This is a genomic window from Burkholderia sp. B10 (genome assembly GCF_004368385.1).
Taxonomy (GTDB): domain Bacteria; phylum Pseudomonadota; class Gammaproteobacteria; order Burkholderiales; family Burkholderiaceae; genus Burkholderia; species Burkholderia vietnamiensis.
In genome coordinates, this window is sequence record NZ_PQMX01000068.1 from 1 (window position 1) to 21,311 (window position 21,311).

Below are 21,311 nucleotides of genomic sequence, written 5' to 3' on the forward strand. Positions count from 1 at the left end.
CCGCCCACCCCAAACGAAAACGCGCCGCGTCCAGCGCGGCGCGTTCGCGTGTCGCGGCGCTTACGCGCCGAGTCGGGCCGGCTTCATCTTCGGCGTGAGCGCGTGCATGATCGCGAGCGCGAGCAGGTACGCCAGCGCGCCGATCGCGAACAGCACCCAGTAGTGGCCCGTGCGCTGCAGCACCTGCCCGATCACTTCCGAGAACAGCACGCCGCCGATCGAACCGGCCATCCCGCCGATGCCCACCACCGACGCGACCGCGCGGCGCGGAAACAGATCGGATGCCGTCGTGAACAGGTTCGCCGACCAGCCCTGATGCGCGGCCGCGGCAAGCCCGACGATCGTCACCGCGATCCACAGGCTCTGCACCTGCGACACGAACGCGATCGGCAGCACGCAGCACGCGCAGACGAGCATCGCCGTCTTGCGCGCGCCGTTCACGCTCCAGCCCGCGCGCAGCAGCGCCGACGACAGCCAGCCGCCGCCCACGCTGCCCACCGTGGTCAGCGCATAGATGCACACGAGCGGCAGGCCGATGTGCTGCATGTCCATCCCGCGCGACTCGTTGAGCCACTTCGGCAGCCAGAACAGATAGAACCACCACACCGGGTCGGTCAGGAACTTGCCGATCAGGAATGCCCAGGTTTCGCGCTTGCGGATCAGCTCGCCCCAGCGCGGCGCGCCGGCATCCGCGTTGGCCGCGTCGAGCGCTTCCGCTTCGTCGCGCGGCTCGTCGTATTCGGCGGCGAGCGCGCCCGTGTCGGCCGTGCGGTACAGCACCAGCCACACCGCGAGCCACACGATGCCGATCGCGCCGATGATCACGAACGCCGCGCGCCATCCGTAGGCCAGCGCGATCGCCGGGATGATCGCCGGCGCGAACACCGCGCCGATGTTCGCGCCCGAGTTGAAGATGCCGGTCGCGAGCGCGCGCTCGCGGCGCGGAAACCATTCGGCCGTCGTCTTGATCGCGGCCGGAAAGTTGCCGCCCTCGCCGATCCCCAGCAGCGCGCGCACCGCGGCGAAGCCCATCACGGAGCCGACCGCCGCATGCAGCATCGCCGCAATGCTCCACATCAGCATCGCGGCCGCGTACGAGATGCGCGTGCCGAGCCAGTCGACGATGCGCCCGAAGCCCAGCAGGCCGATCGCATAGAACGCGGTGAACGCCATCACGATGCGGCCGTACTGCACCTGGGTCCAGCCGATGTCGTGCTGCAGCATCGGCGCGAGCAGGCCGAGGATCTGCCGGTCCATGTAGTTGATGACCGTCGCGAAGAACAGCAGCGCACAGACGGTCCAGCGGTAGCGGCTGGCGACGGCGCGCACCGCGCCGACAACGGCAGATTGCATGAGTGTCTCCGATGCGCGGCCGCGCCCGTCGCGCCGACTGTCGATACGTAGTCCGTAACCGGCGACGGGCGCCGCGGCGAACCGCAACTGCGCAGGCATCGCGCAGCCGCTATTTCACCGATGGGTGGAAAACGTTTTTCCAAGCATAGGCCGCCGGTCGGGGCGATGTCAGTCCGGGATTTCGATGAGTCATCTCAAATTCGATCGCGCAAAAAGAGATGACCGTTTCGCAAAGTGCACATCAATCGTTTTCCGCGATGCGCGTGCGGTGAAACGGGGTCGTGACGGAGCCCGTGCGCGCGGATGCGCAAGTCAGCGTTCGGCCGGAAACTGCGCTGCGGATCGTTTAAAGTCATCGGATGTATGCCGATCCCGCTCCGCTGTCTGCTACGACACGATGCCTTCGCGCAATCGCTGCCTCAACGGCGGGTTCGGATGTGCGTATCGTCGCCCTAGGTGGAGCGCCACATGGTCCGCTGCGTAAACGCGCCGAATGCGTTCGCTGCCGGCGCCGCGGCGCGCAATAGCGTGCATATGCCGCGCTACGCGAGCCAACGCCCTCAAGGAGAAACTTCGCGATGACTCCCGCGCTTCTGATCCCGAGCCCGCTCGGCGACATCGCTGTCCGTATCGAGCACGATGCGCTGACCGGCCTGTTCTTCGTCGGCCAGAAATACTATCCGTCGCTCGCGATCGCCGCGGATGAGCACGCGCACGTCGCCGCTTCATCGCTCGCGCGGCACATCGCCGACGAGGTCGCCGAATATTTCGGCGGCACGCGCCACACCTTCTCCGTACCGCTTCAGCTGAACGGCACCGCGTTCCAGCGTGGCGTCTGGCAGCAACTGCTCGCGATCCCGTTCGGCGAACTCGTGTCGTACGGCGACGTCACCGAGCGCCTGGGGTTGCCGATGAGTGCGGCGCGCGCCGTCGGCGGCGCGATCGGCCGCAATCCGGTCGCGATCATGGTGCCGTGCCATCGCGTGATCGGCGCGTCCGGCAGCCTCACCGGCTATGCAGGCGGGATCGAACGCAAGCGCGCGTTGTTGTCGCTCGAAGGCGCGCGCTTCGTGCGCGGTGACCGACACGCGGCGCAGCAGGCGTTCGCGTTCTGAAGGCGTCGGATCGCGTGCGACGCGCCGCCGTGGGTCAATCGTCGCGACGCTTGCGCATTGCGTGCGCGACGCGCGCGTTCGCGTCGAATTTCGCGCGATGCGTCGAGAAGAACGTCCGCACGTTGCGCACGTTCGATGCGCCGGTGAAGAGGCGCCGCGCGAACGCATCGTATTCGGCGACGTCGGCCAGATCGGCCACCACGATGAAATCTGGCCCCGGCGACACGCGGTAGCACTGCGTGACCGACGGCTCCGCGCACACGTAGGCCTCGAACGCGTCGTAGTCTTCGGCCGTCTGCCGGTCGAGGCTGATCTCGATCAGCGCGGTGACGGCCGTGCCGATCGCGACCGGATCGAGCACCGCGATCTGCCGGCGGATCACGCCGGCCTCCGTCAGCCGCCGCACACGGCGCATGCAGGTCGGCGGCGACGACAGCGCGCGCTCGGCCAGTTGCAGGTTCGACACCGACGCGTCGTCCTGCAGGATCGCGAGAATGCGCAGGTCGAGATCGTCGAGCGTGATGCCGGCCATCGGCAGCTCCTTGCGAGATGGATGTGGAATTTAATTTCATCATCCTACCGCATTGCCGCATCGTTTCAGGATTACGCAAATTTTGAAATTTAATTCCATTTTGCTGCCTCTACTATCGCGGTCACGGACTCAGACAACGTATTCAGGGAGCGCGATATGTGTGGAATTGTCGGGGCGGTGGCTCAGCGGGACATCGTGCCCAATCTCGTCGACGGGCTGAAGCGGCTCGAATACCGCGGCTACGATTCGTGCGGGGTCGTGGCCTATCGCGACCGTGCGCTCGCCCGCGCGCGTAGCGTCGATCGCGTCGCGAACCTGCAGCGCGAGATCGCGGCGCAGGGGCTGTCGGGCTATACCGGCATCGCGCACACGCGCTGGGCCACGCACGGCGCGCCCGTCACGCTCAACGCGCATCCGCATTTTTCGCCGCGCGACGACAACGCGCGCATCGCGCTGTCGCACAACGGGATCATCGAGAACTGCGATCAATTGCGTGCGGAGCTGCAGGCGCACGGCTACGTGTTTGCCAGCCAGACGGATAGCGAGGCGATCGCGCATCTGATCGATCATCTGTACGACGGCGACTTGTTCGACGCGGTGCGCGGCGCCGTCGCGCGCTTGCGCGGCAGCTACGCGATCGCGGTGATGTGCCGCGACGAGCCGCATCGCATCGTCGGTGCGCGCGACGGGATGCCGCTCGTCGTGGGCGTCGGCGACGGCGAGAACTTTCTCGCGTCGGATGCGATCGCGCTGTCGGGCGTGACCGACCGCATCGCGTACCTCGAGAACGGCGACGTCGCGGACATTCAACTGCATCGCTACTGGATCGTCGATGCGGCCGGCCAGCGTGTCGAGCGCGCGGTACAGCGGGTCGCCGCGCACAGCGGCGCGGCCGATCTCGGCGCGTACCGCTACTACATGCAGAAAGAGATCTTCGAGCAGCCGCAGGCGGTGGCCGATACGCTGCTCGATGTCGCGTCGATCATGCCGGAGCTGTTCGGCGATGGCGCGTGGCGCGTGTTCAACGACGTCGACTCGGTGTTGCTGCTCGCGTGTGGCGGCAGCTATCACGCGGCGCTGACGGCGAAGTACTGGATCGAGAGCATCGCGAAGCTGCCGACGAACGTCGAGATCGCCAGCGAGTTCCGCTATCGCGACGGCGTGGCGAACCCGCACACGCTGGTCGTCGCGGTGTCGCAGAGCGGCGAGACGGCCGACGTGCTCGGCGCCGTGCAGGTCGCGAAGCAGCGCGGGATGATGCATACGCTGGCGATCTGCAACGTCGCGTCGAGCGCGCTGATGCGCGAGTGTGCGCTGCAGTTCGTCACGCGCGCGGGGATCGAGATTGGCGTCGCGTCGACGAAGGCGTTCACGACGCAGCTCGTCGCGTTGTTCCTGCTGACGCTGTCGCTCGCGCAGGTTCGCGGCCGGCTGAGCGACGACGACGAGAAGGCGCATCTGCGCGCGCTGCGGCATCTGCCCGATGCGATGGCGAAAGTGCTCGCGCTGGAGCCGCAGATCATGGGCTGGTCGGAGCTGCTCGCGCGACGCGACAACATGCTGTTCCTCGGCCGCGGGATGCATTACCCGATCGCATTGGAAGGCGCACTGAAGATGAAGGAGATTTCGTATATCCATGCCGAGGCGTATCCGGCGGGCGAACTGAAGCATGGGCCGCTGGCGCTGGTCAGCAACGAGATGCCGGTGATCGCGGTCGCGCCGAACGACATGCTGTTGGAGAAGCTCAAGTCGAACATGCACGAGGTGAGCGCGCGCAACGGCAGGCTGTTCGTGTTCGCGGACGTGGATTGCGGGTTGACGTCGGGCGAAGGGATCGACGTGATTCGGCTCAACGAGTACTACGGGCCACTTTCGCCGATCCTGCATACCGTGCCGATGCAGCTGCTGGCTTATCACGCGGCGCTGGCGCGGGGGACGGATATTGATAAGCCGAGGAATCTGGCGAAGTCGGTGACGGTGGAGTGAGGGGCGGTGGGGGTTTTGGCGGTCGCAATCAGTGAACGTATGATTCCTTGTCACCAAACAACCGCGAAAAAATCGCTGTGTGACTGCCGCATAGTCTCGCCACACTTGCCCGAATCGCGCGTCCGTGTCGCGTTCCTCCTGCCTGTCGCGGCGGACATCCATCCGAAGTCGACACGCAAGGCCGGGCTGCCCCCCCATTGACGCAAATCAAGCCCGTCATACGCGAGCCGCTTAGCATCGTTTCAGCAGACACAACCGGCCGTAAGGGGGCAGGACATGCAACGCTTTTCGACTTTTCGTGCCGCGTGTCTTGCGGTGTTGATGACGGCCTGCATCGTGATGCTGTCCGGATGCGGCTACAACGCCATACAGGCCCAAGACGAGCAGGTGAAGGCCAACTGGTCCGAAGTGCTCAATCAGTACCAGCGACGTGCCGATCTGGTGCCGAATCTCGTGAACACCGTGAAGGGATATGCGAACCAGGAAAAAGACGTTCTAACGCGGGTGACCGAAGCCAGGGCGCAAGTGGGCGCCATGCGCGCCACGCCGGAACTGCTGGCGGACCCCGCCGCGTTCGCAAAGTTCGAGGCGGCCCAGGGACAACTGACGTCGTCTCTTTCCCGGCTGCTCGTGGTTTCCGAAAACTACCCGCAGCTGAAGTCCGACGCGAATTTTCGTGACCTCCAGGCCCAGCTCGAGGGTACCGAAAACAGAATCGCCGTCGCCCGGAACCGCTACATCCGCTCGGTTCAGGACTACAACATCACGGTTCGCTCGTTCCCGAACAATCTGACCGCGATGGCGTTCGGCTACAAGGAAAAGCCGAACTTTGCCGTCACGAACGAAGCGGAAATCGCCAAGCCGCCGCGGGTGGACTTTGGTGCCGCGCCGGGGCCGGCGAGCGGAGCCGCAAATTGAAGATGGTTCGCGCGGCGCTGGTCGCCTTGGCCGTGCTGTTTTGGTGGAGCAACGCCGTCGGTCAGACGGCGCAGCCTGTACCGGCGCTCTCCGCGCGCGTGACCGACGCGACGGGCACGCTGTCCGATGAACAGCGCAGCACGCTGGAGCAATCGCTGAAGGATTACGAAGCACGCAAGGGAAGCCAGATTGCGGTGCTCATCGTACCGACGACGCAACCCGAGACCATCGAGCAGTACTCGATCCGCGTCGTCGAACAATGGAAGCTCGGGCGGACGCGCGTGGACGACGGCGTTCTGCTCATCATCGCCAAAAACGACCGGACGCTGCGTATCGAAGTCGGCTATGGCCTGGAGGGTGTGCTCACGGACGCCACGAGCAACCGCATCATCGAGGACATCATCGTCCCACGATTCCGGCAGGGCGATTTCTACGGCGGCGTATCGGCCGGCGTGGACGGCATCATGCGCGTGGTGGATGGGGAACCACTTCCGGCTCCCCGCCAATCTCCGGGGCCAGGCGCCGGCAGTCTATTGCCGGTGTTGTTCGTGCTGACGATTGTGGCGGGCGGTGTGCTGAGAACCCTCTTCGGCAGACTGGCCGGAGCCGTCATCACCGGAAGCGCAGTTGGATTCGTCGCGTGGCTATTGTCGGGCGCGGTTCTCGTCGCCATCGTCGCCGGCGCCATTTCCCTTGTATTCACGTTGATTGGCGCCGGGATGGGGATGCGCGTCGGCGGCCCCTACATCGGCGGACATTCAGGGGGGCAAGGTTCTGGAAGAGACATCTTTCGCGGCGGCGGCGGTGGCTTTGGTGGCGGTGGCGCGTCGGGGAGATGGTAATCATGGATTTCCGACGCGTTATCCGGCACCTGCTCATGACGAAATGGCGGGTCAACGCCGCCTTCCCGAAACCGACGCTGGCGAAGATCGAGGCAGCGGTAAAGGCGAGCCACGTCGCGCACGCGGGCCAGCTGCGCTTCGCGGTAGAGGGCGCATTGCATAGCGCCGCGTTGCTTCGAGGACAGACCGCCCGCGAGCGCGCGATTGACGTGTTCTCGGAGCTTCGGGTCTGGGACACCGAGCACAACAACGGCGTGCTCATCTACTTGCTGCTGGCCGACCGGGACGTCGAGATTGTCGCGGACCGAGGCATCCATTCGCGCGTCACAAGTGAAGAATGGGAAGTGGTCTGCCGCACCATGGAAACCGCATTCAAGGCTGGCAGCTTCGAGTCTGGCTCGATACACGGGATTGAGCTCGTCACCGAACTGCTCAAGAAACATTACCCGTCTCGCCGTCCTCCTCAGGACGAGTTATCCAGTAAGCCCGTCGTGATGTGACCTGCCGCCAATTCGATAACGCGGCGCGACCTGTGACCGGCTAAGGAAGCGCATGCCGCTCCCGCCGGCGACGACATGTCGGTTCGCGGATGCCGCTACGCGTCGTCACGATGACGACATCGCAACGCGCGTCACGTCATGCTAGACTTTTGCCCCATGTCGTACTGGCGCAAACTCTTCCTCGTTCTGTTCCTCGCACTGAGCCTTCCGGTTCAGTCGTTCGCTGCGATTGCAATGCAGTGCGCGGCGGCACATGCGGACGAAGACGTCGAGTTCGCCACTGGCGCCGGGCAACCGCTTGCCGAGCAGTACCATGAAGCGGCCGACGTACACGCGGCAGCTGACCACGGCACGCACCAGCACAGTCTGGCAGATACCCACCACGCGCACTCGTGCTCGACCTGCGTGTCGTGTTGCGTCGGCGCTGGATTGCCAACCGCGCCGTCGGTCGCGCGGTCGTTCGATTCCGCACTCACCGCTGTCTTCCCTTCCTCTTCTACCGCAGCCGCGTCATTTCTGACCGCTGGCATCGAGCGGCCTCCCCGAATCCTTCTCGTCTGAGCTTCGCGTCGCAGCGTGTGTGCTGCGGCGTTCATCTCGCTTTGGCGGCGCGTTCCGGCCGCCCGGCTGACATTCGACGAGAAAAAACATGCGAATCCTATCTGCAGCGCTGGTCGGCGCGGCGGCAGCATTGCCGACGCTCGTCCTCGCTACGACGTCCGTTCCCGACCCGTCAGACGCGGTAGCGTCGGTCCCGGCCGTTGCCGCCCCGTCGGCATTTGACGATTACCAGCCGTACGAAGACGGTGAGGCGCCCACCTGGCAACAGGCAAATCGGGCCGTCACGCCGGCACGCCCCAGCTCGAAGCGCGAGGCAACCTCCAGCAGCCCCTCGAACACGAGTCATCACTCGACACACGAGAGGGACGGCCAATGATCGAGCGACGCATTTCCATTCGGTTGATTGCCGGTGCCGTCGCGCTGGTCGTGCTCGCCGGCTGTACGACGTTTTCCAGGGATGGCGGTTTCAATACCGTCTCGACCACCGCATCGGAGCGGCTCGGGAAAGAGGCGCTGTTCGTCCGTACCGAGCAGGACCGTGACGCGGTCGCGCAACGCACGCGCGAACTGCTCGGAAAACCGCTGGCCATGGATGACGCCGTCCAGGTCGCCTTGCTCAATAACGCGGGACTGCAGGCGTCCTACGCCGAGTTGGGAATCTCGGAAGCGGACCTTGTCCAGGCCGGTCGCCTCCCCAATCCGGGCTTCAGTTTCAGCCGCACGCACTGGAGCGACAACTTCGGCATCACGCGCACGTTTTCCGCGAACGTGCTGGCCATCCTGACGCTGCCGCTGGCCACGCGCATCGAAAGCCGCCGCTTCGAGCAGACCAAACTCGAGACGGCCGATGCGATGCTCAAAGTGGCCGCTGACGCCCGCCGCGCATACGTGAGCGCCGTGGCAGCGGAGCAGTCCGCGAAGTATGCGGAACAGGTCAAGGACTCCGCCAGTGCCGGAGCAGAACTGGCGCACCGGATGCAGCAGGCCGGCAACGCCAGCCGGCTCGACTACGCGCGCGAGCAGGCGTTTTACGCCGACGCGGCGACTCAGGTTGCGAAGGCGCGGCAACAGGCCTTTGCAGCGCGAGAAAAGCTGACTCGCGTGATGGGCGTTTGGGGCGCGGCGACGCAATACAGCTTGCCGGAGCGGCTGCCGGACTTGCCCAAGGAGCGGCCGGAACTGAAGGACCTTGAGGTCTTCGCGATGCAGAACCGGCTCGACATCCAGGCCGCCAGGTTGCGCACGCAAGGTGTCGCGACGTCCCTCGGCCTGAGCAAGGCGACGCGTTTCGTCAATGCGCTGGAGGTCGGTTACCTCAACAACTTCGAGACGGACAAAGGGCACGAGCGCGGCTACGAAATCAGCGTCGAGATTCCGATTTTCGACTGGGGCAGTGCCAAGGTTGCGCGGGCGGAAGCGCTGTACATGCAATCGGCGAGCAAGCTGGCACAGACGGCCGTCGACGCACGCTCCGAGGTCCGCGAATCGTACGTCGCCTACGTAACGAACTACGACATCGCCAGGCATTACCGCGACGAGGTGGTGCCGCTGCGCAAGACCATCTCCGACGAGATGCTGCTGCGCTACAACGGCATGCTCGCCAGCGCGTTCGACCTGCTTGCCGATTCGCGAGAACAGGTCAATGCGGTCAATGGCTATATCGACGCGCTGAAGGACTACTGGCTCGCGGAGACCGACCTGCAACTTGCACTGGGTGGACGCCTCCCTCCGCCCGACCGTCCAGTAGACGCTTTTGCCCGTTCAACCCAGCAATCAGCGACGGCCGCAGCCACGCTCGCGGCGCCGCACACGCAGTCCGAAGGTAATTGAGATGGTGTCACGACGAACATTCCTGAGCGGCTCGGGTGCCGCATTGCTGGGTGCCGCGATGGTCAGCAAGGCTGGCGCGGCGTCGCTGCCCGAAGCGCCGACGATGGCGCATCCCGCAACGCAGCCGCCGCTTCAGCCGCCCGACGGGCGGCCCTACACGCCAGTGACGACGCTGAACGGCTGGTCATTGCCGTGGCGCATGAAAAACGGCTGGAAAGAATTCCACCTCACTGCGGAGCCGGTCGTTCGCGAAATGGCGCCCGGCATGAAGGCCAATCTCTGGGGCTACAACGGCCAGTCGCCCGGCCCGACGATCGAGGCGGTCGAGGGCGACACGGTGCGCATCTTCGTGACCAACAAGCTGCCGGAGCACACCACGGTCCACTGGCACGGGATGCTGCTGCCCTGCGGAATGGACGGCGTCGGAGGGCTCACGCAGCCTCAGATTCCGCCCGGCAAGACCTATGTGTACGAATTCCAGCTCGAGCGGCACGGCACGTTCATGTACCACCCACATGCCGACGAGATGGTGCAGATGGCGATGGGGATGATGGGCACGTTCATCGTGCATCCGAAGGACCGGGCGGTGATGCCGGTGGACCGCGACTTCGTGTTCCTGATGTCCGCATATGACATCGACCCCGGCAGCTACACGCCGCGCGTCAACACGATGACCGAATTCAACATGTGGACGTGGAATTCGCGCGTATTCCCGGGGATCGACTCGCTGCCGGTGCGCGCGGGCGATCGCGTCCGCATCCGGTTCGGCAATCTGACGATGACGAATCACCCGATTCACCTGCATGGCTACAGCTTCGAAGTCGTCGGCACCGATGGGGGATGGATACCGCCGTCGGCGCGCTGGCCTGAAGTGACGGCCGACGTCGCCGTGGGACAGATGCGCGCCATCGAATTCACGGCAAACCGGCCGGGCGACTGGGCGTTCCATTGCCACAAGTCGCACCACACGATGAATGCGATGGGACACCAGGTACCCAATCTCATCGGTGTTCCGCAGAAAGACCTCGCGAAGCGCATCAACAAGCTGGTGCCGGATTACATGGCGATGGGAAGCACGGGCGGTGCGATGGGCGCAATGGAGATGCCGCTGCCCGACAACACGCTGCCGATGATGACCGGCACCGGACCGTTCGGGCCGCTGGAAATGGGCGGCATGTTCACGGTCGTCAAAGTGCGACAGGGCCTCGGCCGAAACGACTACCGCGACCCGGGCTGGTTCAAGCACCCGAAGGGAACCGTGGCCTACGAATACACCGGCGAGTTGCCGGACAGCTGAACAACACAACAAGGCCGGGCATGACCCAGCCGTCGATTTCCTCACCTCAACTCTGGAGAACACACGATGAAAACTGCATTCGTTTCGATTGCGATGGGCTGTGCGCTGACCTTCGCTGCTGCAACGTACGCGGCCAGCGACATGGGCAACATGAGCATGGGCAGTGGAACCATGCAATCCGCCGACATGAAGGACAGCATGTCGCACGGCGAAATCAGGAAGGTCGACCTGGCCGCCGGCAAGCTCACCATCAAGCACGGTCCGCTCGAGAACCTCGGCATGGAAGCGATGACGATGGTCTTCAAGGTCAAGGACCCAGCCATGCTGTCTCAAGTGAAGGTCGGCGACAAGATCGACTTCGTCGCCGAAGAAGTGAATGGCGCACTGACCGTGGTGAAGCTGCAGAAGCAATAAGGACATCCAGCGGGGCGCCTGTATCGCGCCCCGCCCTCACCATTCGAGACGAGCAAGAACATGAAGACTCTCACATTCAGGCAGTTTGCCGGCCTTGCTGCGGCTGGCGCTATCGCAGTCGTGCCTGTCGCAGCATTGGCGCACGGAAAGCTGGAAAGTGCCGTTCCGGCGTCGGGCGCCATCGTCGACGCCGCACCGGAAGCGTTGCGGCTTACTTTCAACGAGGACCTGGAGCCGACCTTCAGCACGATAAAGGTCACTGACGCGAGCGGCACCTCCATCGGAAAGGAAAGAGCGAAGGTCGATGCTGCCAATCCACGCGTCATGACCGTTGCCGTGCCGAAGCTCGCGTCGGGTGTCTACGCCGTGCAATGGGCGGTGATGACCTCCGACTCGCACAGGACCAAGGGCACATACGCGTTCAAGGTGAAGTGATGAACGACGGGTTCCTCGGCATCCTGCGGCTGGTATCGGTGGCCATCCAGAACGTCGGCTTCGCCGTCATCGTCGGTGCCCTGCTCAGCAGCCAATGGCTTGCGCGCGGTGAGTCGACCTGGCAACAGCGCGTCGGCCGGCGTCTGGTCGTCACGCTTCGAGCGGCGTCCATCGTCTCGCTGCTGGCAAGCGCGCTGTCGTTCTGGGCGCATTGCGCGCTGATGAGCGAGTCGTCGTTAGTCGAGGCGGGCCCGGCCGTGTGGTCGATGCTTGCGGCAACCGGGTTCGGACATGCATGGCTGGTTGGCGCGTTTTTCACGCTTTGCATAGCCGTACTGGCATTCCTGCGGTCGGGAAACGAAACCCGCTTGCCGTTCGCCATATGGGGTGCGTTAGCGGGCGTCGCGCTGGCGCGCAGTAACGCCGGACATCCCGTCGACGCAGGGCTGTTCAGTCTGCCCGTATGGGTGGACTGGCTGCATCTGCTTGCCATCAGCGCGTGGGTCGGACTGGTGCTGGTTACGACTTACGTGGTTATGCCGCGCCTGCTCGATGCCCCGGGAAACGAACGGCAGACCAGCGCATCGTTCGTGCAGTCGCTCTCCGACGCATCGACTTACGCGCTGATCGTCCTGTTCAGCACTGGCGCCTACAACGGCTGGCGAGGCGTCAACGTTCCCGCCAATCTGTTGCACTCGATTTACGGGCAAGTTCTCATGCTCAAGCTGGCGCTCGTACTGCTTGGCGCCGCACTCGGCGGACACAATCGCTTCTTCGAGATGCCCACGCTTCTGTCGACATTGAAAAAGCCGTCGGAAGCGATTCCTGGGAGGCCGCTCCGTCGATTCGGCAGGGTGCTCCATGTGGAATCTCTCGTACTGGTCGGCGTGCTGATGGTAGCGGCCGTGCTTGGTTCGAGCCCGTTGCCAGGAACGACTTGAGCGACACAGCATCATCGTCCGTTCACGCCGGTGGTTCGCCCGTGTAGATACGTCGTGCTCGAGTAACGACCTTGACCGCCGGAAATCCGTTTCTCTATCTGGTCAGGTTCCTTGACCTTCCCATAGTGGGAAGGTCAAGAATGTGCATCATTGGGGCTCGAAATGGGCCACCAAAGGAGGCGGTCATGAATATCGGTGAGGTGGCGAAGTCTTCCGGCGTTTCAGCCAAGATGATTCGTCACTATGAAGAGGCCGGGCTCATCCGGCCCGCGACGAGAACGGCATCGAACTATCGGGTCTACACGGCCAAGGATGTCGAGGTCCTCCGCTTCGTGCGACGGGCGCGACATCTCGGCTTCTCGACTACGCAGATTTCGGCGTTGCTGGCGCTCTGGGAAGACCGCGAACGTCCCAGCAGCGAGGTCAAGCAGCTCGTGACGCAGCACATCGACGACCTGAACGAGCGTATCCGCGAACTCGTCGAAATGCGCGACACACTCCAGTATCTGGCCCAGCACTGCAAGGGCGACTCGCGCCCGGATTGCCCGATATTGGCGGAGTTGGCCAGGCAAACGCATTGCGACTGACTCAGGACAGAGGCCGGGCCTCGCACCCGGGTTCGAATAACACCGAATCAGTGCCGATAGCGAAGGAGCGTCAAGATGAACAGTCAACGTGAAGACGATGGGGCACCTCAGCAGCCGGTTTCAGCGCACTCGTCAGACGGACATCATGCCCATGGCACGCGTGGGCACCAGCATGCCGTCGAACACGAAGATGACGCGCATGCGCATCTCCACGGGGGAGACCGCGACCACGGTGGTACGGGGGCGCAACTCCACGACCCCGTATGCGGGATGCCGGTCAGGCAGACATCACGCTTTCGCAGTGAATACGACGGGAAGCCATACTTCTTTTGCAGCGAGGCCTGCCTGACGAAATTCCAAGCGGCTCCGTCGAAATACGTCGCGCCATCGAGTGCTGCGGCATCGCCTGCTATGCCGGAGGGCACCATCTACACGTGCCCGATGCATCCGGAAGTCCGTCAGGACCATCCGGGGCAGTGCCCGAAGTGCGGCATGACGCTCGAGCCAATCCTGCCGAATCTGGACGAAGGTGAAAATCCCGAACTGGTCGATTTCCGGCATCGATTCTGGTGGACGCTGCCACTGACGGCCATCGTTTTCATGCTGGCGATGTTCGGCCACCAGGTCGAACTGATGCCGTCGTCGACCGAGAACTGGGTCGAATTCGTTCTCTCCTCGCCAGTCGTCCTGTGGGCCGGCTTCCCGTTTTTTGTTCGGTGTGTGCGTTCGTTCATCAATCGCAGCCCGAACATGTGGACGCTCATCGGGCTCGGGACTGGAGCCGCTTACGTTTACAGCGTCATTGCGACGGTCCTTCCCGACCTGTTTCCAGCGACGTACAGCGCGCACGGCCGTGTCAGTGTGTATTTCGAAGCCGCTGCGGCGATCATCTCTCTGACGCTTCTGGGGCAATTGCTGGAGCTGAAAGCGCGTTCGCAGACGTCTGCAGCCATCAAGGCGCTGCTGGGCCTCGCCCCGAAGACGGCTCGCCGCATCAATCCGGATGGCGCCGAAGAAGACATCCCGCTGGGCCACGTGCAGGTGGGCGATCTGCTCCGTGTTCGCCCCGGCGAGAAAGTCCCCGTGGATGGCGTCGTAACCGACGGCACGAGCTCGTTGGACGAGTCGATGATTACCGGCGAGCCCATTCCCGTCACGAAGCGCGTCGGAGACCACGTCATTGGTGCAACGATGAATGCGGCCGGCAGTCTGGTCATCCGGTCGGAGAAGGTCGGCTCCCAGACGGTGTTGTCGCAAATCGTGCAGATGGTCGCGCAGGCGCAGCGTTCGCGCGCGCCCATGCAGCGAATGGCGGACAAGGTTGCAGGCGTGTTCGTCATCGGCGTCGTGAGCGCCGCCGTTTTGACGTTCTTCGTGTGGGGCCTCGTCGGACCCGAGCCCAGCTGGGTATTCGGCCTCATCAATGCGGTCGCGGTGCTCATCATTGCGTGCCCTTGCGCGCTCGGACTTGCAACGCCGATGTCCATCATGGTCGCAAGCGGCAAGGGGGCATCGAGCGGGGTGCTCTTCCGCGACGCGGCCGCCATCGAGAACCTGCGCCAGGTCGACGTTCTCATCGTGGACAAGACGGGAACCCTGACCGAGGGCCGTCCCGCGTTCGAGCGCACCGCAGCGGCAAATGGATTCACCGACGAGGAGGTGCTGCGGCTGGCCGCCAGTCTGGACCAGGGTAGCGAGCATCCGCTGGCTGCCGCCATCGTGAAAGCTGCACGCGAGCAAGGTCTTGCGCTGGACCGGGCGGAGGCCTTCGAATCTGCGACAGGCATCGGTGTGCGCGGGCTGGTTGCGGGGCGGCGACTGGCGCTCGGCAATACCGCGTTGATGCAGGCCGGCCAGGTGTCCGTCGAGCCGCTGGCGCAGGAAGCAGACCGTATGCGCGCACAAGGCGCCAGCGTCATGTACTTGTCGGTCGATGGGCGCCTGGCCGGACTGTTGGCGGTCGCCGATCCAATCAAGACAACCACACCGGAAGCGCTCGCGACATTGAGGGAAAACCGCATCCGCGTCGTGATGGCGACAGGCGATGGCGTGGTGACGGCCAGGGCTGTTGCTGAAAAACTCGGTGTCGATGAGTTTCATGGTGAGGTCAAGCCGGCCGACAAACTCGAACTGGTGACGAGGCTTCAACGTGCCGGACATGTTGTGGCAATGGCCGGAGACGGCATCAACGATGCACCGGCGCTCGCGAAGGCGGATGTCGGCGTGGCCATGGGAACCGGCACCGATGTCGCCATGAGCAGTGCGCAAGTCACGCTCGTCAAGGGAGACTTGCGTGGTATCGCGCGCGCTCGGGAACTGTCCGAAACAACCGTCCGGAACATGAAGCAGAACCTCGGCTTCGCATTTGTCTACAACGCACTCGGCGTCCCGCTGGCAGCAGGCGCGCTGTATCCATTCACCGGCTTGCTGCTCTCGCCGATGATTGCAGCGCTGGCGATGAGCCTGAGTTCGGCATCCGTTATTTCAAACGCGCTACGGTTGCGCAATGCGAAGATTTAGTGTGCTCACGCGTTCGCCGGGATTGTGAAGCGTGTCAACCGTGACCGGAGCCGAATTCACCCGTTCTTGGCACCCGGAATCGATAGCACGTCTACTCGCGGCAAGTGGCGCGCTGCACCTTGCGCGCTCAAATCTTCAACGTCGTCGACAGGTATTTGAACACCGTCGAAACGCGCCGCAGATGCCGCGACTCCCGGTGAGTCAGCACCCATAGCTCGGTCTGGCAGTCGTGCAGGACATCGGTCAATTGCACGAGGTCGGAGCGGCCGCGGGTCAGGAACGTCGGCAGGATGCCGACGCCCATGCCGAGGGCGACCAGCTCCATCACGGTCAGGATGCTGTTGACCTTGTAGTGCGGCACCACTTTCCTGAAATGACGCTTGCGCCAGATGACCGACGGATGGCCCGGCAGCGCGTCGTCCGGCGCGATCCAGCGTACCTTGCCCGCCGTGACGTCGTCATAACTGCGCGCGGCCTCGTAGTGCTTCGACGCAAAAAGCGCTACGTCAATGGGACCGACATGCTTGCCGACGAGATATTCCGGTGGCTCCTTCGTCGCACGCACGGCGATATCGGCATCGCGGCGCCCGAGGTCGGCGATCTCGTTGCCCGTGTGCAATTCGTACGCAAGCCGCGGATGTATGGCCTCCAACTGCTTCAGTGCCGGCCCGACCAACCCGTGCAGGATCGTGTCGGTGGTCGTGATGCGCACCGTGCCGCCCACCTGCTCGGGCGCTTGTTGGGCGATCGAGCGGGCCGATTCGACCTGCACTTCCACTTGCTCGGCGTGTTCCGCGAGCGCCAGCCCGATTTCCTTCGCGCGATAGCCGGAACGGGTCCGTTCGAACAACTGCTGCTGCAGGCCGCGCTCGATTCGCCGCAGATTGCGAAACACCGTCGATGCGTCCACTTGCAGTCGCTCGCCCGCCTGAACGAGCGTGCCCGTGCGGAAAAGTGCCAGGATCGTTTCGAGATCTGCCGCGCTGAGCTTGTATGGCATCCAGTTGTCTCCCGTGCATTGCATTTTTGCATTCACTCTTTGTAATTATGCTTATTATTCAAGCATATCCGCAATGCTAAATTCGGTCCCGCTTTGCCAACTCTCGCAATGGGTACCGATATGAATCAATCGATTTCAACAAATGCCAATGCCGCCGCCTATGGCGCGTTGCTGCTCCGAGTGGCATTGGGCGTCATGTGGATCGCCCATTCACTGCTGAAATTGCTGGTCTTTACCCTGCCGGGCACCGCGCAGTATTTCCAGAGCGTCGGCTACCCCGGCTTCCTGGCCTATCCGGTCTTCACTGCCGAGTTCGCCGGCGGGATCGCGCTCGTGCTGGGCGTCTATGCGCGCCAGGTTGCATTGCTGCTGGTGCCGATCATGGTGTGCGCGACGCGTGTGCATTTGTCCAATGGCTGGGTGCATACGAGCCAGGGCGGCGGCTGGGAATACCCGGTGTTCCTCATCGTCGCGTCCGTCGCGCTGTGGCTGCTCGGCGATGGCGCGCTCGCGGTACGCCGCAGCGAGCGCTTCGCGCTTGGCGCGGCCTGACGGAGCGAGGCATCGACATGAGCACGCTCCAATACCACCTCGTCAGCCACGTGCTTTGCCCGTACGTCCAGCGCGCCGTCATCGTGCTGACCGAAAAGGGTGTGCCGTTCGAACACACGGATGTCGACCTGAGCAACAAGCCAGACTGGTTTCTCAGGATTTCTCCGCTCGGCAAGACGCCGGTGCTGGTCGTCGATGGCGCGCCCATCTTCGAATCGGCGGTGATCTGCGACTATCTCGACGAGACGCTCGCGCCGCCGCTGCATCCCGATGCGCCGCTCGAGCGGGCGCGACACCGTGCCTGGGTCGAGTTCGCATCGGTACTGCTCAGCGCCATAGCGGGCTTCTACACGGCTCCGGACGAAGCGACGCTCGCCGGGAAAACCCGCGACATCCGCGCGCGATTCCAGCAGCTCGAAGACACGCTCGGCGCTGGCCCGTATTTCAGCGGCACGCATTTCAGCATCGTGGACGCGGCATTCGGGCCGGTGTTCCGCTACTTCGACGTGTTCGAACAGATCGACGACTTCGGGTTCTTCGCGGCCCTGCCCAAGGTCACCGCCTGGCGGCAACGGCTTGCCGAACGGCCGTCCGTGCGTGCAGCGGTCCGGGCTGATTATCCGCAACTGCTGATGGAATTCCTGCTCAAGCGCGGCTCGATGCTGTCGACGCGTATCCGCGAGCACGTGCTGCGCGTTCAGGATTGAATTGAGATCAGTTATATGTGCGCCGGCGAGGAACTGAAGCCGGCACAAGAATGTGCAGCCGTAACTTGAAAGACATCTGTTTATCGTCGCCAGCCGGCTGCTGAACGTTCTTGCGTCCGGTCACGGGTACGTGCACGACAGCGGGCGCGATGGTTTTACTTCTGCGCGATCGCTTGGCACGAAATCGTGAGATCGCGCGTGCACGGTTGCACCGCACGTTGCTTCGTTACCCGACGCCGGAAGTGAAAACCAACGTCGCGGCTGGAAATCACGGACGAAATGGAGCGCCAGGACACCAACCCTGCGTTCAGTGCTGCAAGCACATTGCGTTCGCGTCACTCGCGTCGAACTTTCGAAAGCTGGTGCAAGACCAGGGGCGCTGACGAAAGGACAACGCATTCGCCGTGTGCAGGAATCTCACGCGAGCTTCCAAGCCTCCCAGCCTGGCCAGCCACAACCCATCTCCTCCCGCAAACGGGCCGGTCCCACGCCCCCCTTACCCCCATTTAAAACCGTTCGGTTTAAAATCCCCGCATATCCCACCTCGAGAGAGATGACCCCCCATGGGCAGACCGAAAAAATTCAGCCGCGAAGGCGTGTTGGAAAAGGCGCTCCCGGTCTTCTGGAAATACGGCTCCGCCGGCACATCGCTTCAGCAGCTGGAACAGGCGACCGGCGTCAACAAGTCCGGGCTCTATTCCGAGTTCGAGGACAAGGAAGACCTGTTTCTGCACAGCCTGCTCTATTACTACGAGCATCGTGGCGCGCTGCGGATCCTCACCGCGGAACCGAAGGGCTACGCCAACATCGAGCGCTTTCTGCGCCTCGGCGACCCGCAAGACAACGGCTGCGTCGGCTGTTTCTCGGTCAATTCGATCCGCGAATTCCCGTCGCTGTCCGAGCGCGTGCGCGACGTGCTCGCCGCGTACCACCACCGGCTGATGCCGCAGATCATCGAAAACATCGACGCCGAGCCTCACACACTCCCCGCCGCAACCATCGCCACGATCGTCTCGGTGTTCTTCGCCGGCTATTGCATCGAACGCAATCTGCCCGAGCTGGCGGAAAGCGACGCCGTCGGCGCGTTCATGCAGGCGCTGCGCCTCCTCTGAAGCGCCACGCCGCGCGCAGCACGGACCGATAGCCCACCCTTTCTGAACCGATTGGTTTTTTTAATTTGTCCGCCGCCCGCCACTCACCCATACTGAACCGGTCAGTTCAATAAGCATCGATCCAAGCGGAGAGCAGCCATGGCCCTGAAGATCCGCCCCATCAATTTCGGCAACATGTCCGGCGGCGTGTCGTTCCGGGACTCCGGTTCACCGGCCACGCGCCGTGTGCCCGTGCTTCTGACCCACGGTCGCACGCACCGTTGACCGGCTGCCCCGCGCATCCATCCAGTTTCCCGGCCCGCATGCTCCCAGGCCACCGGCCTTGAAAAGGACCCACACATGACTACGCCCCTCCCCGCGCGCACGGCACGCGCGCTTCGCATCCTCAGCCTCGCATACTTCGTCCAGGCGACCGGTGCGCTCTCCGTCGTCGGCAGCCTCGATTCGATCTCGCGTCAGTGGGGGCTCGCGGATTCGCAAAGCGTCTACCTCGTCACCGTGTTCGGCGTCACCTTCGCGTTCGCCGCGCCGCTGCTGCAGGTCGGCTTCGGCCATCTGCCGCGTCGTCGCCAGGTGCTGCTCGGCCTGACACTGTTCAGTGCGGCGGCGCTGCTGCTCGCGGCCGCGCCGAATTACCCGGTGCTGCTGCTGTCGCGCGTGCTGATGGGCCTCGGTGCAGGCTTCATCGGCCCCGTGCTCGGCGCATTGGGCTCGAGCCTCGTCGAACGCGAGCAACAGGGCAGCGCGATCGCCGTCGTGCTGCTCGGCCTGAGCGTCGCCGGCCTGGTGGGCATGCCGCTGTCCGCATGGATCGCGCACGCATGGGGCGCTCGCGTGCTCTTTCTCGTCATCGGGCTCGCCGGCGCAGTAACCGCCGCGCTGATCCTCCGCCTGATCCCGGACACGAGCCAGGGCGAGAACATCGATTTCGCGACGGTTTCGGCGCTCCTGACGCGCACCGATACGCTCAGCGCGTTCCTCGTCGTCTTCTTCATCGCGGCCGGCGTCTACTCGACCTACGCCTTCATCGCGCCCATCATTCGCGACGCGTTCCATGCAGGCGCCAATACGGTATCGACCGCGCTCGTCGTATTGGGCGCCGCGGGCATCGCCGGCAACCTGTTCGTGACGCGCGCCGCGCGTCGCTATAGCGCCGAAGCGATGCTGTTCGCCGGCCTCGCATTGCTCGCGCTCGACCTCGTGTTTCTCCGCTTCACGCCGCCGAGCCTGCGCCTGCTGTTCGTCGCGCTGGTCGTGTGGGCGTTCGCAACCGACCTGCTGTGGCCGTCGCAGCAGCGCCGCATCGTCGAACTCGTGCCGCAATGGCGCGGCATCGCACTGGCCTTGACGGCATCCTTCGTGTTTTGCGGAATCGGCGTCGGCTCCGCCGTTGCGGGCTGGGTCTATCCCGCGTTCGGCCTGACAGGCTCGATCGGCAGTTCGCTCGCGTTCCTCGCGCTGGCGACCGGCAGCCTGCTCGTGTCGCGCGCGTCGGTCAATGCGAAGCGCAGCGCCGACGTGTCGCCCGCGCCCCCATCGCTTCAATCATGAAGAAGCCGTCGAAGCCACGCAGACCTCCGCGTCGCGCGGCGCGCCGCGACGATGCGTGCAGGCATCGCGGCCGTCGCTGGCCCGGTTCATCGCACAGCCGGGCCAGCGTTTCGCAGCGGTCGGCAACTGCTTTTTCCTTCCATTGCAGAAACTCTTACTCGCCATCTGCGGCTACTCGACCGCCGGGCGACCGACGACAATCCGGATGACCGTTGCGACCGCGTAAGCGCGTTCGCTTCTTCCTCTCGAGGCATGGCGATCATGTTGAATGCGTTGTCGACCCTTCTCGTCGGCGAGCTGCTCCTGCCGGGCCTCCTGATCTGGAAAGGCGGACCATCGCCGGAGTTCGAAGGATTCGAGCAAAAGCCTGCTGTCGTGGCTCGCCATGTTGTTCGTGCCCGCGGCTACCGGGCGATGACGGCTTTCGATCAGTTGGCGACCGACTGGCTCATGCAGCGGCTCAGCAACGCTCGCGACAAAACGGAATCCAGACATGACCTCTGACCTCGCGCCCGCATAGGCGGTGTTGCAGCAGCAACCTCTCTAGGGGCTGCTCGC

At 64.0% G+C, this 21,311-nt stretch carries 23 protein-coding genes; 19 read left to right on the forward strand and 4 right to left on the reverse strand.

Annotated features, from left to right (window positions below):
• Window positions 1-60: 60 nt before the first annotated feature.
• Window positions 61-1,353: an MFS transporter gene (locus C3Y15_RS25435; protein WP_046425861.1), complete on the reverse strand. Its 1,293-nt coding sequence runs from the start codon at window positions 1,351-1,353 to the stop codon at window positions 61-63.
• Between the two features lie 578 nt (window positions 1,354-1,931).
• Between C3Y15_RS25435 and C3Y15_RS25440 the strand changes: the two genes are divergently transcribed.
• Entirely contained in the window at window positions 1,932-2,468 is a 537-nt protein-coding gene (locus C3Y15_RS25440) for a methylated-DNA--[protein]-cysteine S-methyltransferase (RefSeq protein WP_011881325.1), read from the forward strand.
• 34 nt (window positions 2,469-2,502) lie between these two features.
• Here C3Y15_RS25440 and C3Y15_RS25445 read toward each other — a convergent pair whose 3' ends face one another.
• Entirely contained in the window at window positions 2,503-3,000 is a 498-nt protein-coding gene (locus tag C3Y15_RS25445; protein WP_014724410.1) for an Lrp/AsnC family transcriptional regulator, read from the reverse strand.
• A 156-nt stretch (window positions 3,001-3,156) separates the two neighbouring features.
• Here C3Y15_RS25445 and glmS point away from each other — a divergent pair, with 156 nt between their 5' ends.
• The 4 genes from glmS (at window position 3,157) to C3Y15_RS25465 (ending at window position 7,246) form a co-directional block, all read left to right on the forward strand.
• Window positions 3,157-4,986, forward strand: a complete 1,830-nt coding sequence (glmS, locus tag C3Y15_RS25450) for a glutamine--fructose-6-phosphate transaminase (isomerizing) (protein ID WP_059462073.1) — start codon at window positions 3,157-3,159, stop codon at window positions 4,984-4,986.
• A 321-nt stretch (window positions 4,987-5,307) separates the two neighbouring features.
• On the forward strand, window positions 5,308-5,904 hold the full coding sequence (locus C3Y15_RS25455) for a LemA family protein (RefSeq protein WP_224020128.1): 597 nt from the start codon (window positions 5,308-5,310) through the stop codon (window positions 5,902-5,904).
• Window positions 5,901-6,746: a YgcG family protein gene (locus C3Y15_RS25460; RefSeq protein ID WP_043292024.1), complete on the forward strand. Its 846-nt coding sequence runs from the start codon at window positions 5,901-5,903 to the stop codon at window positions 6,744-6,746. Before C3Y15_RS25455 ends, C3Y15_RS25460 begins: the two co-directional genes overlap by 4 nt.
• Window positions 6,747-6,748: 2 nt before the next feature.
• Window positions 6,749-7,246 (forward strand): TPM domain-containing protein, encoded by a 498-nt coding sequence (locus C3Y15_RS25465; protein WP_011881320.1) that lies wholly within the window; start codon window positions 6,749-6,751, stop codon window positions 7,244-7,246.
• 141 nt (window positions 7,247-7,387) lie between these two features.
• On the opposite strand, the gene C3Y15_RS31855 is transcribed toward C3Y15_RS25465, so the two are convergent.
• Entirely contained in the window at window positions 7,388-7,630 is a 243-nt protein-coding gene (locus tag C3Y15_RS31855) for a hypothetical protein (protein WP_158333099.1), read from the reverse strand.
• A gap of 265 nt (window positions 7,631-7,895) precedes the next feature.
• Between C3Y15_RS31855 and C3Y15_RS32420 the strand changes: the two genes are divergently transcribed.
• The 8 genes from C3Y15_RS32420 (at window position 7,896) to C3Y15_RS25510 (ending at window position 15,831) form a co-directional block, all read left to right on the forward strand.
• Complete coding sequence (locus C3Y15_RS32420; protein WP_081335140.1) at window positions 7,896-8,183, forward strand: hypothetical protein; 288 nt, start codon at window positions 7,896-7,898, stop codon at window positions 8,181-8,183.
• Window positions 8,180-9,637, forward strand: coding sequence for a TolC family protein (locus C3Y15_RS25480; protein ID WP_059463889.1), 1,458 nt, complete (start codon window positions 8,180-8,182; stop codon window positions 9,635-9,637). The genes C3Y15_RS32420 and C3Y15_RS25480 overlap by 4 nt, the downstream gene beginning before the upstream one ends.
• Before the next feature lies 1 nt (window position 9,638).
• On the forward strand, window positions 9,639-10,934 hold the full coding sequence (locus C3Y15_RS25485; protein ID WP_124260262.1) for a copper oxidase: 1,296 nt from the start codon (window positions 9,639-9,641) through the stop codon (window positions 10,932-10,934).
• 66 nt (window positions 10,935-11,000) lie between these two features.
• The gene (locus tag C3Y15_RS25490) at window positions 11,001-11,348 is read left to right on the forward strand and encodes a copper-binding protein (protein ID WP_011881316.1); all 348 of its coding nucleotides are present in this window, start codon (window positions 11,001-11,003) and stop codon (window positions 11,346-11,348) included.
• Window positions 11,349-11,408: 60 nt separating this feature from the next.
• Entirely contained in the window at window positions 11,409-11,783 is a 375-nt protein-coding gene (gene copC, locus C3Y15_RS25495; protein ID WP_034194859.1) for a copper homeostasis periplasmic binding protein CopC, read from the forward strand.
• On the forward strand, window positions 11,783-12,724 hold the full coding sequence (locus C3Y15_RS25500; protein ID WP_059475676.1) for a CopD family protein: 942 nt from the start codon (window positions 11,783-11,785) through the stop codon (window positions 12,722-12,724). The genes copC and C3Y15_RS25500 overlap by 1 nt, the downstream gene beginning before the upstream one ends.
• A 185-nt stretch (window positions 12,725-12,909) precedes the next feature.
• Window positions 12,910-13,311 (forward strand): Cu(I)-responsive transcriptional regulator, encoded by a 402-nt coding sequence (cueR, locus tag C3Y15_RS25505; protein WP_034194857.1) that lies wholly within the window; start codon window positions 12,910-12,912, stop codon window positions 13,309-13,311.
• A gap of 75 nt (window positions 13,312-13,386) precedes the next feature.
• Window positions 13,387-15,831: a heavy metal translocating P-type ATPase gene (locus C3Y15_RS25510; RefSeq protein WP_081335141.1), complete on the forward strand. Its 2,445-nt coding sequence runs from the start codon at window positions 13,387-13,389 to the stop codon at window positions 15,829-15,831.
• 127 nt (window positions 15,832-15,958) lie between these two features.
• On the opposite strand, the gene C3Y15_RS25515 is transcribed toward C3Y15_RS25510, so the two are convergent.
• Window positions 15,959-16,831 (reverse strand): LysR family transcriptional regulator, encoded by an 873-nt coding sequence (locus tag C3Y15_RS25515; protein WP_011881311.1) that lies wholly within the window; start codon window positions 16,829-16,831, stop codon window positions 15,959-15,961.
• A 120-nt stretch (window positions 16,832-16,951) separates the two neighbouring features.
• Here C3Y15_RS25515 and C3Y15_RS25520 point away from each other — a divergent pair, with 120 nt between their 5' ends.
• From C3Y15_RS25520 to C3Y15_RS32010, 6 genes are all read left to right on the forward strand, one after another.
• Entirely contained in the window at window positions 16,952-17,383 is a 432-nt protein-coding gene (locus tag C3Y15_RS25520) for a DoxX family protein (RefSeq protein ID WP_011881310.1), read from the forward strand.
• A 17-nt stretch (window positions 17,384-17,400) separates the two neighbouring features.
• Complete coding sequence (locus C3Y15_RS25525) at window positions 17,401-18,090, forward strand: glutathione S-transferase family protein (RefSeq protein WP_069239903.1); 690 nt, start codon at window positions 17,401-17,403, stop codon at window positions 18,088-18,090.
• A 596-nt stretch (window positions 18,091-18,686) separates the two neighbouring features.
• Entirely contained in the window at window positions 18,687-19,202 is a 516-nt protein-coding gene (locus C3Y15_RS25530) for a TetR/AcrR family transcriptional regulator (RefSeq protein WP_224056470.1), read from the forward strand.
• Between the two features lie 138 nt (window positions 19,203-19,340).
• Window positions 19,341-19,466, forward strand: coding sequence for a hypothetical protein (locus C3Y15_RS32570; protein WP_257785827.1), 126 nt, complete (start codon window positions 19,341-19,343; stop codon window positions 19,464-19,466).
• A gap of 75 nt (window positions 19,467-19,541) precedes the next feature.
• The gene (locus C3Y15_RS25535) at window positions 19,542-20,753 is read left to right on the forward strand and encodes an MFS transporter (RefSeq protein ID WP_011881306.1); all 1,212 of its coding nucleotides are present in this window, start codon (window positions 19,542-19,544) and stop codon (window positions 20,751-20,753) included.
• Window positions 20,754-20,804: 51 nt separating this feature from the next.
• A complete protein-coding gene (locus C3Y15_RS32010; protein WP_174479781.1) occupies window positions 20,805-21,257 on the forward strand; it encodes a hypothetical protein in 453 nt (150 codons plus the stop codon).
• Window positions 21,258-21,311: the final 54 nt, after the last annotated feature.